Consider the following 10,155-nt stretch of genomic DNA (forward strand, 5'->3'; position numbering starts at 1 on the left):
AACTGGCCTGATCCACTTTCACTGCCTTCCGGGCTGGAGGTTAGCATGATCTCTGGCGATAAAAAAAGTCGCTTTCGCTTGGATATTTATTCTCTTTTAACTTGCCTGCTACTTATGGGTCCGGTCGCTGCGGCGGAGGCCGGATCCAAAAAACCAGGCACAGGGGAAAATTCGTCTCCCATTTCTGAACATCTTTGCCAAATCGCTGAGATTGACCGTGGGCTTTTTTCTGTTCTGGGTGGGGAGAATCTGGCACTAGCCTTGGAACTGGCTGCCGGGGGCCGAATTTTTGTCCACCTGCTTGACCCGGAGAATTCAGTTGTCGAGCAGGCCAGGATAAAAGCCGATCAAAAAGGACTGTTCGGCCGCTCGATCAACATCGAGAAGTCGCAGCTTGATGAACTCCCTTACGCGGACAATACGATTGACCTTGTTCTCGCAGCCCATCTTTCAGAACAAGGCCTTTCCAAATTATCGCTTTCAGAAATATTGCGTGTGCTGCGTCCCCGTGGAAAGGCGCTGTTAGGAACTCTCGGGGAGCCTGGAACCCAAGGGGGCACACTGAGCGAGAATCAGATTCGGAGTTGGCTGAGTTCGTCAGGGGAAGCTGAGTGGACGACAGTGGAAGATAGGCTGGGTGTCTGGGCAGTGTTGACAAAAGCTCCCATGAAAGGGGCGGACGACTGGAGCCATTGGGAGCACGGCCCGGACAACAATCCGGTCTCCGGGGACACTGCGATTCAGGCGCCCTACATGACTCAGTTCATGAGCCTCCCCTTTTATATCGCAATGCCCGCGATCACTACTGTAGCTAAGGGCAGGATATTCACTGCCATGGGGCATATCGCTCACCACCGGCGCGAAGAACCGTGGCTCAATACGCTTGTCGCCCAGAATGGTTATAACGGCATGGAACTCTGGAGGCGGACGCTGCCTGACGGCTACCTGGTGCATCGCTCGGCTTTTGTGGCTACCGGCGACAACTTCTATATGATCAATCCCGATGGTGACGGCTGTTTGGTTCTTGACCCGGAGACCGGCAAAGAGAAGGATAGGGTTCGTATCCCGGAACTTACGGGAGAATGGAAGTGGATGGCTATCCAGAACGGAATACTCTATTCGCTTTTGGGCGAGGAACGGGACCCCTCTCAGACTACTATCGTGAGAAGCCCGGGAATAGCCTGGAGCTGGGATGATATTAGCTCAGGTTATTACGATGAGCGGATACCATGGGGCTTCGGCAATACCATCATGGCTTGGGACCTGAAAATGCGAAAGTTGCTCTGGACCCACCGTGAGGAAGCCAAGATCGATTCAAGGGCTCTTTCCATAGGAGATGACAAGATTTTTTTCTACTGTCCGGATTCCCATCTGGGCAGCCTGAATGCAATCACCGGTAAAGTAATCTGGACTAATGATAATCCTAAAACCAGGGAACTGATCGAGGAGCCGGGCAGAGGCCTGAAATCCACACCTGGATGGCGCACCAGTTGTTTTTGTCTTTATACTCCCCATGCGCTGTTCTATCAGGCTCAAACCAGATTGAACATAGTCGCCGTCTCCAACAGGGACGGCAGCCTGCTCTGGCACAGGAAAAAAATCACTAATAATTCTAACATGCTCTACACTGACGAAAAGTTGGTAGTGGGTATCGGCCCTCAGGGAAGCATCCAGGAGATTGATCCACTGACCGGGATAACCCTGGCGGATCTGGGATTCAGAAAGACTGGCTGTGCAAGGCTAACCGCCTGCCGGGATTCCTATTTCGCTCGAGGCGGGGGCGATGGAATAGTCCGCTATGACCGTCTTGCGGGGAAAGTGCTTTACAACGGCGCAGTCAGACCCGCCTGCAACGATGGAGTGATCCCGGCCAACGGCTTGCTCTACGTCGGGCCCTGGGCCTGCGACTGTAACCTTTCGCTGATCGGCAGAGTGGCAATGTGCCCCGCGGGAAACTTCGACTTCCCCCTTCGGGATGCCAAGCTTACCAGGCTTGAACTGCTAGCTGAAAATCCCTCGAAAATAACTCCGTTCGAAATAACGGAGAAAGACTGGCCGACATACAGGGCTAACAATGCCCGCACTGCCTGTTCCCGTGCAACAGTGCCTGCCGAAGTGACGCAGTCTTGGCGTTTCACTTCCAGAAAATCATTCAAGCCAACGGCTCCGACAGCTGCGGGAGGACTCGTTTTTATCGGTGGTGACGACTGCAAGGTACGCGCAATCGATGCAAAAACAGGCCGGTTGAAATGGGTGTTTCTGGCGGGCGGGCCGGTTATACAGCCGCCCACTTTGTGGCAGGGAAGAGCCTATTTCGGCTGTGGTGACGGTTATGTCCATGTGCTGGAGGCGGCTACGGGTGAGCCGCTCTGGCGCTTCAGGAGCGCACCGGTGGAGAGAAAGATTATGGTCTACGGCTCGCTCTGCTCGACCTGGCCGGTCAACAGCGGAGTGCTTGTTAATGAGGGTGTAGCCTATGCAGCGGCAGGTATCATTGACTACGACGGGACCTGCGTATATGCACTGGACGCGGTCACCGGTAAACTGAAGTGGCAGAACACAAGTTCAGGCCATCTGGATAAGGAACTCAGGAAGGGAGTTTCGGCCCAGGGTGTGCTGACTGTCTCCGGCGGCCGCTTGTGGATGCCCGGCGGCAACGTGGTTCCGCCTGCTTCATACGATGTGGCCACAGGTAAACATTATGGACAACTGGTTGCAGGCGGCAGGCCCAGATACTTTATCAACCGCGGCGAGGAGATAGGCGTGCTGAATGAGCGCTACCTGATCCAGGGCGGCAGGCTTCGATTCTCAGCCACGGAGAACGTGGTCAATCCGGGCAAATTTACGGTACTCGACCTGTCGGGAGACTGGCAGACCGGTGAAGGAATTAAGTTATGCAACGGGAAAATCCCTCCTGCCTGGGACGAAAGGCAGTTAGTAATGGCAGACGGATTATACTCCAAACCAGTCTGCTATTCGTTTGATTCCATAAAAAAGTTACTGGCTGGAGGCAATCCGGAAAACGATTGGTTATCCGGAAAAGAGGTATCAGGCTGGTCATTGGCATGGACTTTTCTACCCCGGTTTGGTGATTGGTCATCCGGCAAAGATATCTCAGTTTGGCTAAGAGATAGCGATACAGTATCCCTGGCCATGGCCAGCAATGCAGTGGCGGAAGTATATCGCACTCGTCTGGCACGCGGAGGAAACGACCGCTGGACGGTACGCGCACTGGATCGCATTTCCGGAGATGTTATTTGGGAACAGCCACTGAACTCTCCCGCCTTGCCGGGTGGTTTGCTCATCAGCAGAGAAGGCAGCGTAGTGGTCGTAATGCAGGACGGCACTGTTAACTGCTTCGCGGCTAAAGAGCGATTGTAATGATGGTCTGCTCACAGTAATCCGGGCTCGTTTCCGGGGGGCAGCCCAAGGCAGCGCCTGTCGCTGAGGGATATGATTAAACGGAAAACTCTGAGCACGAGGAAGGCTTTTAACCTTGGGAAAGGAGAAGAGAAAAATCAGTTGCAATTGCTGAGAAGTACACCTTAATTTTTTGACACCATCTGTCCAACTTGTTCTGACGACATACAACTCAGACCTCTAATCCAGCGAATTGCAAATCAGCACTTTACTTTAGTACAGGGAATTCAACCATGGGCCATTCCGAATTCACAGACCGGGTCAACCGCAGGACGTTCCTGAAATTATCAGGCGCCTCGAGTGCAGCGCTGGGCACGGCCGGACTCGGGATTGCAGGATACCAGGCCGGAAAGGATTTCGGTAGCTATACGGGTCTGGAGGTCGAAGAGGGCGCCGCCCAGAGTTTCGACCGGCGGAAATGGACTGTCGACCGGCCGACCTACGGAAAAACGGGTGCGGCATCCCGCCCGGATGCCAGAACCAACGTCATCTTCGACCGGCGCGGCCGCTTCCACCGCCAGTACAAAGAGGGAGTGAAGATCGATGACCTGGACCCACTCCTGCAGGAGTACTATTCCGAGAAACCGGGAGACTTCGAACTGGATGTGATCAACGAAAGGGACATCCTGCCGAGGTTGCGAGAAGACTCGGCCAGATACGACAAAAAATTCATCCTGGCGCGGGCCTGGTCGGGCGCCATGTCGGCGGTCGGCACCCCGCCGGTAAACGAACCTCCCAAAATATCGGACTTCCCTTTCGACCACCGCAGCGGGGAACCGGTCGAGACGCTGGAGATGAAAAGCCCCGACCGGACTTCTCGGCTGCTGAAAAAAATCGCCCACGAGCTAGGATCGACGCTGGTAGGTATCACCGAACTGAACCACGACTGGGTGTACCGCTATCCCCACCTCAACCGCGGCTTCGACCCCGATAAGCCGCTCGAGGTGCCAGCCCACTGGAAATACGCAGTAGTGGTTGGCTCGCCAATGTCCTGGGATGCGCTCTACGCAAGTCCCAACTACAGCTCCAGCGAGGATGCCTATGCGCGCTCGCGGATAATCGCCCATCGCCTGGCCGCTTTCATCAAACGCCTGGGCTACGCCGCTCGGCCCCATGTGCCGTCCAACAGCTACGACCTGATGGTGCCGCCGGTGTGTATCGATGCCGGCCTGGGCGAACAGGGCCGCCACTCGGTTCTGATCACTCCCGAACTGGGTAGCAATTTCCGGCCGTCGGTGGTCACTACCAATCTGCCGCTCGAGCCTGACATGCCGATCGATATCGGCGTCCAGGATTTCTGCCGCAACTGTAAAATCTGCGCGGAAAACTGCCCGAGCGGGGCGATCACGACCGGTGGTCCCGAGGAAGTTCGGGGTTACCGCCGCTACCAGATAAACCAGGCTAAATGCCACAATTTCTGGCATTCCAATCTGGGCAATTACGGCTGCCGGCTCTGCGTGGCCGTCTGCCCTTACACCAGGAAAGCCAACTGGTTACATCGCTCGGTGCTCAAAGTAGCGATGCACGATCCAACCGGTATTTCGCACCGGATTCTGACGGCCCTGCAGAAGCGCTTTTATCCGGGGCCCGATCCGCGGGAATACTACATACCCTCGCTGGGCGGATCAAATGCTTCGTTCCGCAAGCCGCCCTGGTGGATGCGCGCGGAAGACTTCATCAAACTCTGAGGACGGGGACCGGCCATGGAATTCTTCAATTCAGGTATATTCTGGCTGATCGAGGGTGTGCTGCTCTGCCTGGCGTTTATCGGTTTCAAGGCCTGGCTGGCCGACCGCGGCCACTCTCCCGGTCTCTGGCAGTGGGGCCTGGTCCTGGTCTGGACGGTGATGTTCGGCTTCACGGTATCCTTTGTTTTCACCAGCCTGGGCGAAAAAGAAACGGAAGCTGCCCTCAAAGGCGGCCTGCTTTTCGGCCTGATAACGGTTATCTGCGGTGCAGGTTTCTGGAGACTGCTCCACTCCTCCGGCGGGAAAGATGAGCGGCAGGAAGTTGAATAAACTGATATATCCCCTGGCCCTACTGGCCCTGATCGGCGCCCTGTTTGCCGCCGGAAACAGGCTCGGGCCAGACGTCGGTTCGCTGGTGCGCTCCCTGGTCCCCGACTCGGTCACGGTGGAAAAGTCCGGCCCCCTGTTCGACCTCTATACACACAGCGGCGGCCTCCGGCGCCCGGCCGGCTGGGCGGCAACGGCCACGGGAACCGGTTACGGCGGACCGCTGCTCGCTCTTTCGGTTTTCGACAGCGCAGGTGTACTAGCCGGCGGGCAGGTGATAAGCCATGGAGAAACTTATGTATTCTACCGGCTGGCCAAGACCGGTAACATTTTCGAGACACTGGCCGGCAGGCGCTACGATTCGCTGGCCCGGGGCGATTACCGGATCGAGGTGCTCAGCGGCGCATCTCGCACCACCAGGGCCGTGCTGGAGAGTATCGAACGGGCGGCCGCGGTAGTGGGCCGGGAAAAGTTCGGCTACAACCGGCCGGCAAGAAAGCTTCCGGCCGAGTTCGGCCCGACCGAGCTGACGGTAATAATTCTATTCATCGTGGGTGTATTGGCCGACGGGGGACGATTGCCGCGGGAAAAGCTTTTCCGCCGGGCGGCCCAGGCGGCCGGGCTGGTGGTAATCGGCTTCTGGGAAAATTCTCCAATTACGCTGGCCAAGCTTTCAGCACTGCTGCTCGGTTATTTCCCTCATCCTGCCGAAAGCCTGTTCTGGTACCTGCTGATTGGCGGTTTCGCCCTGACTATCCTGGCCACCGGCAAAAATATACACTGCCGTTACGTGTGCCCTTTCGGGGCGCTGCAGAGTTTTCTGGCCCTGACCGGCGGCGCGGGCCGGAGTCTTCCCGCTCGGGTTGAAAAGCCGGTGCTGGCCGCCAGGAATCTAATCGTTTTTCTTGCGTTGTTTTTCGCTCTTCTCCTCGGCAAGCCCGGACTGGCAAGCTATGAACCGTTCGGGATCGCCTTTTCGCTTAACGGCACCATTGCCCACTGGCTGCTGCTGGTGGTGATGGCAGTTTCGGCGCTGGTAATCCGGCGGCCCTGGTGCCGGTATTTCTGCCCCGTTCAGGTCTTTGCCGAAGCACTGAACTCGCTACGGGCGAATGTAAGGATACTATGGACGGCAACAAGGAAAACCGGGTAGGGGCCGGCAAAGCTCTGGCTATACTTTATGTATTCGCCGTGTTCGGGCTGATAGCGGCCGTACTGGCGCAGAACTGGTTCTGATGAGTGAATGTCGTCAGAACATATTGGACAGATGGTGTTAAAAATTAAGGTGTATATCTCCGCAATTGCAACTGATTTTTCTCTTCTCCTGGCCCGAGGATAAAAATCCTTTCTCGCTTACAGAGTTTCCCGTTTGATCATGGCCCTCTGAACTGCCTTCAAAAGCTGTACCACTAATAATGAGAGAACTCAAGCATCTTGAACTTGCTGCTAAAAATCGCCCCTCATTTAGAATCAGAGCAGTGCTGAGTCCTACCCAAAGATCAACCTTTAGGCATGGCGATCTAGCCAAGCCAGAGATCGCTTGGTACAGCGCGGATATGAGGTGGATAGTCGCAGGTTAAACGAAGAGGGTCAGGCTAAAGCCGCTGTGAATTCCGTCATTTACTGCGGATTCGTTTTCGGGGGCAGCCGAACGGGCTCCTGGCCCGAGAGTACATTCTCGATGTAGTCCTTCGGTACGGTCGTCCCGGGTACCGTAAACTCAAACCACTCCCGTACATCTCTTTCCAGATAACGCTGTTCCTGGTAAGCGTAAAGAGCATCCCACAGCCCCTTCCCGAAGGCCTCGTGGTCAATGCCGGCCGGGTCCTTGTGCTTGCGCCGGAAAACACCGAACACCTTTTCATCTTCCCCGTCTGGTTCCACCAGCTCGATCCCATACTCCTGGGGATTTCGACCGATCGGGCTGTGCTCGGTCGCTTCGAAGCGGTGCCAGTGGGCCGAGTGCAGGCAGCCGGCAGCAAAAAGCTGCCTGACCATTTCAAGGCTGTCAATCGTCTCCTGAACCGTCTCGCTGGGGAACCCGTACATCAGGTAGGCATGGACCAGCAGCCCATTGTCAACGAACCGCCTGGCAACCCGGGCCACCTGGGCCACCGAGACCCCCTTGTTCATCTTCCCGAGGAGCCGATCCGATGCGACCTCCAGCCCGGCGGTGACCCTAATGCACCCGGCCTCAGCCATCAGCCGCGCCAGCTCGGGTGTGAACGCCCGCTCGAAGCGGATGTTCACCCACCAGGAGATCGCGGTCCGCTTCTCAAGCAGGCGGCGGGAGAGGGAACGCAGCAAGGAAGGTGGAGCCGCTTCATCGACAAAATGAAAGCCATCGAGCCGAGTCTCGCTCGCGATATCTTCTATCTGCTCCACCAGCCTGTCGACTCGCTGCGGTTCGTAACGCTTGATGTAATCCAGGCTCGTGTCGCAGAAAGCACACTTTCCCCAGTAACAACCGTGTGCCAGAATCAGACTGTTCCAACGCCGTGACCATACTCTCCGCTCGGCCGGATTAGTCGAGAACAACAGGGCGAGGTAGCTGTCCAGAGGCAGGCCGGAGTAGACCGGAGTCGCGGATTCAGCAAAGGGAATGTCCTTCTCGTCAGGAGAGGACTGGTAGATGACTGTCTCTCCCTTACTGAGGTATGTCCTCAGCAGCCCGTCATCGCCTCTTTTCCCGGCCAGGAATTGCAGCAGGCAGGCCAGCGGGCGCGCTCCGTCATCCAGGGTGATGTAGTCCACATAGTCGAAAACGCGGTGGTCGGTAAGCTTCCTCAGGTAGGTGTTCACATAACCTCCTCCCATTACGACCTTTACCGCCGGGGCGAGGTTTCTGATTGCCCGTGCGATCAGCAGGGCGCCCGCTACACTGCCGGGGAACGGTACGCTCAGGCCGACCACATCAGGCCGGTATCGGTGGAGTCCCTCTACGGTCATCTCCCTTACCAGCTCATGGAGCAGGTTCCCCTCTTCCCCCTCCAGGACAGTCAGCAGGTCGTCGAAACGAGATGAACTCGCAGCCATCTTCGCGTAGGAGTTTATCTTGAATCCCGGGTTAACCAGGTCAACGACCTCGCTCAGATCGAGCAAATAGAGGCTGGCCATCACCCGCGCACGGTCGTGATCTTCCAGGTCGTCGAGATTCCTGGGGGCCCAGGATGCCGCTTTTGAGCCCAGGAAGAGCTGCCGGAGATACCTTCCTTCCGGCAGGAACCGACCGGAGAGGATCCGCTGCTCAAATTTCTCGTTTTTGCCCTGCAAAAACCCGACAACTTCATCAACAGTATCCCGATAGCTAGCATAATTTTTAACGAAGGGTCGCTTTCTCGCTCGATTTGCGGAGGCGCAACTTTTGACACTCGCGTGCAACCGCTCGAGTCCCTCCCTCGAAAACAGCCGGCACGCCAGCTCGAGAGACCAGTCAGCCTGGTCCACTTCGACGCCGATTGAACCGAGGTACCCCGCAAGATAGGCCGTTGCCGGGTAGGGCGAAGTCAGGTTAGTCATGGGTGGTGTGAGAAGGAGTATCCTCATAGTCCTGCTTCTGTATGGATTAAATTCCGCATTTTTGATCTATCACTTTTCTTATCATCAATCATGTGGAAATGCAAGTATTTGCCAATACAAAAGCCCCGCCAAAAAACTGGCGGGGCTTTACAATTTCAAGACCGACAGCACTCGATTTTATTCTATACACCAGTGCCTACACCACCAGGAGGCGGCGGAGGAGGTGCATCATTCGGCGGGTATAATACCAAGCTCAAATTATGTTTTTCTTTGAGACGGCAGGCCGCATAATACAATTGCCAGGCTGCTGTTTCATGCCCCTTTACATACTGAATCTCATATTGTGCGACCATCCTGAGCACTGCGTTGATCGGCCCCTGCTGGTCCTTGCCTGCAAATAGAGTAGTGCCGAACGCCATGGCGGATAAGACCATGATGGATATTGTGTCTGCGAAAAAACGCCAGGTCCTTCTCATGATTGGTTCTCCTCTAATGAAGTGTTCTCCACCCGGAACCCGGCCACAAACCTCTCAGGATAAAATTCAATATCCACCGCCCGGATCAGGGTCAGGAGGCGGATCAGGCACATAATCCGGCGTGTACAATGTCAAGTCCAAATTATGTTTTTCATTGAGACGGCAGGCCGCATAATACAATTGCCAGGCTGCTGTTTCATGCCCCTTTACATACTGAATCTCATATTGCTCGACCATCCTGAGCACTGCGTTGATCGGCCCCTGCTGGTCCTTGCCTGCATAGAGAGTACTGCCGAACGCCATGGCGGATAAGACCATGATGGATATCGTGTCTGCAACAAAACGCCAGCTCTTTCTCATGATGAGTTCTCCTCTAATGAAGTGTTCTCCACCCGGAATCCGGCCACAAACCTCCATGTCAAAATTCAATAACCACCGCCGGCGCCACCACCAGGAGGATCAGGATCAGGAGGAGGAGTCTCCTCATCCGGCGTGTACAATGTCAGTCCCAAATTATGTTTTTCATTGAGACGGCAGGCCGCGTAATACAATTGCCAGGCTGCTGTTTCATGCCCCTTTACATACTGAATCTCATATTGCTCGACCATCTTTTGAACTGCGTTGATCGGCCCCTGCTGGTCCTTGCCTGCATAGAGAGTACTGCCGAACGCCATGGCGGATAAGATCATGACGGATATTGTGTCTGTGAAAAACCGCCAGGTCCT

Annotated in this window: 8 protein-coding genes; 4 read left to right on the forward strand and 4 right to left on the reverse strand. The window is 55.7% G+C overall.

Annotated elements, in window-relative coordinates; all coding sequences use genetic code 11:
* Window positions 1-45: 45 nt before the first annotated feature.
* The 4 genes from FVQ81_03985 (at window position 46) to FVQ81_04000 (ending at window position 6,588) form a co-directional block, all read left to right on the forward strand.
* A complete protein-coding gene (locus FVQ81_03985; GenBank protein MBW7995732.1) occupies window positions 46-3,381 on the forward strand; it encodes a PQQ-binding-like beta-propeller repeat protein in 3,336 nt (1,111 codons plus the stop codon).
* 272 nt (window positions 3,382-3,653) lie between these two features.
* Window positions 3,654-5,108, forward strand: a complete 1,455-nt coding sequence (locus FVQ81_03990) for a reductive dehalogenase (GenBank protein MBW7995733.1) — start codon at window positions 3,654-3,656, stop codon at window positions 5,106-5,108.
* Window positions 5,109-5,123: 15 nt separating this feature from the next.
* Entirely contained in the window at window positions 5,124-5,438 is a 315-nt protein-coding gene (locus FVQ81_03995; protein ID MBW7995734.1) for a dehalogenase, read from the forward strand.
* A complete protein-coding gene (locus tag FVQ81_04000; protein MBW7995735.1) occupies window positions 5,416-6,588 on the forward strand; it encodes a 4Fe-4S binding protein in 1,173 nt (390 codons plus the stop codon). Before FVQ81_03995 ends, FVQ81_04000 begins: the two co-directional genes overlap by 23 nt.
* Before the next feature lie 467 nt (window positions 6,589-7,055).
* Here FVQ81_04000 and FVQ81_04005 read toward each other — a convergent pair whose 3' ends face one another.
* From FVQ81_04005 to FVQ81_04020, 4 genes are all read right to left on the reverse strand, one after another.
* A complete protein-coding gene (locus tag FVQ81_04005) occupies window positions 7,056-8,981 on the reverse strand; it encodes a radical SAM protein (protein MBW7995736.1) in 1,926 nt (641 codons plus the stop codon).
* A gap of 155 nt (window positions 8,982-9,136) precedes the next feature.
* Window positions 9,137-9,430 (reverse strand): hypothetical protein, encoded by a 294-nt coding sequence (locus FVQ81_04010; protein MBW7995737.1) that lies wholly within the window; start codon window positions 9,428-9,430, stop codon window positions 9,137-9,139.
* Between the two features lie 66 nt (window positions 9,431-9,496).
* Window positions 9,497-9,790 carry a hypothetical protein gene (locus tag FVQ81_04015; GenBank protein ID MBW7995738.1) on the reverse strand — a complete coding sequence of 98 codons (294 nt, stop codon included), beginning with the start codon at window positions 9,788-9,790 and terminating at the stop codon, window positions 9,497-9,499.
* 65 nt (window positions 9,791-9,855) lie between these two features.
* Window positions 9,856-10,104, reverse strand: a complete 249-nt coding sequence (locus FVQ81_04020) for a hypothetical protein (protein ID MBW7995739.1) — start codon at window positions 10,102-10,104, stop codon at window positions 9,856-9,858.
* Between the last annotated feature and the right edge of the window lie 51 nt (window positions 10,105-10,155).

The organism is Candidatus Glassbacteria bacterium (genome assembly GCA_019456185.1).
Taxonomy (GTDB): Bacteria; Gemmatimonadota; Glassbacteria; order GWA2-58-10; family GWA2-58-10; genus JAJRTS01.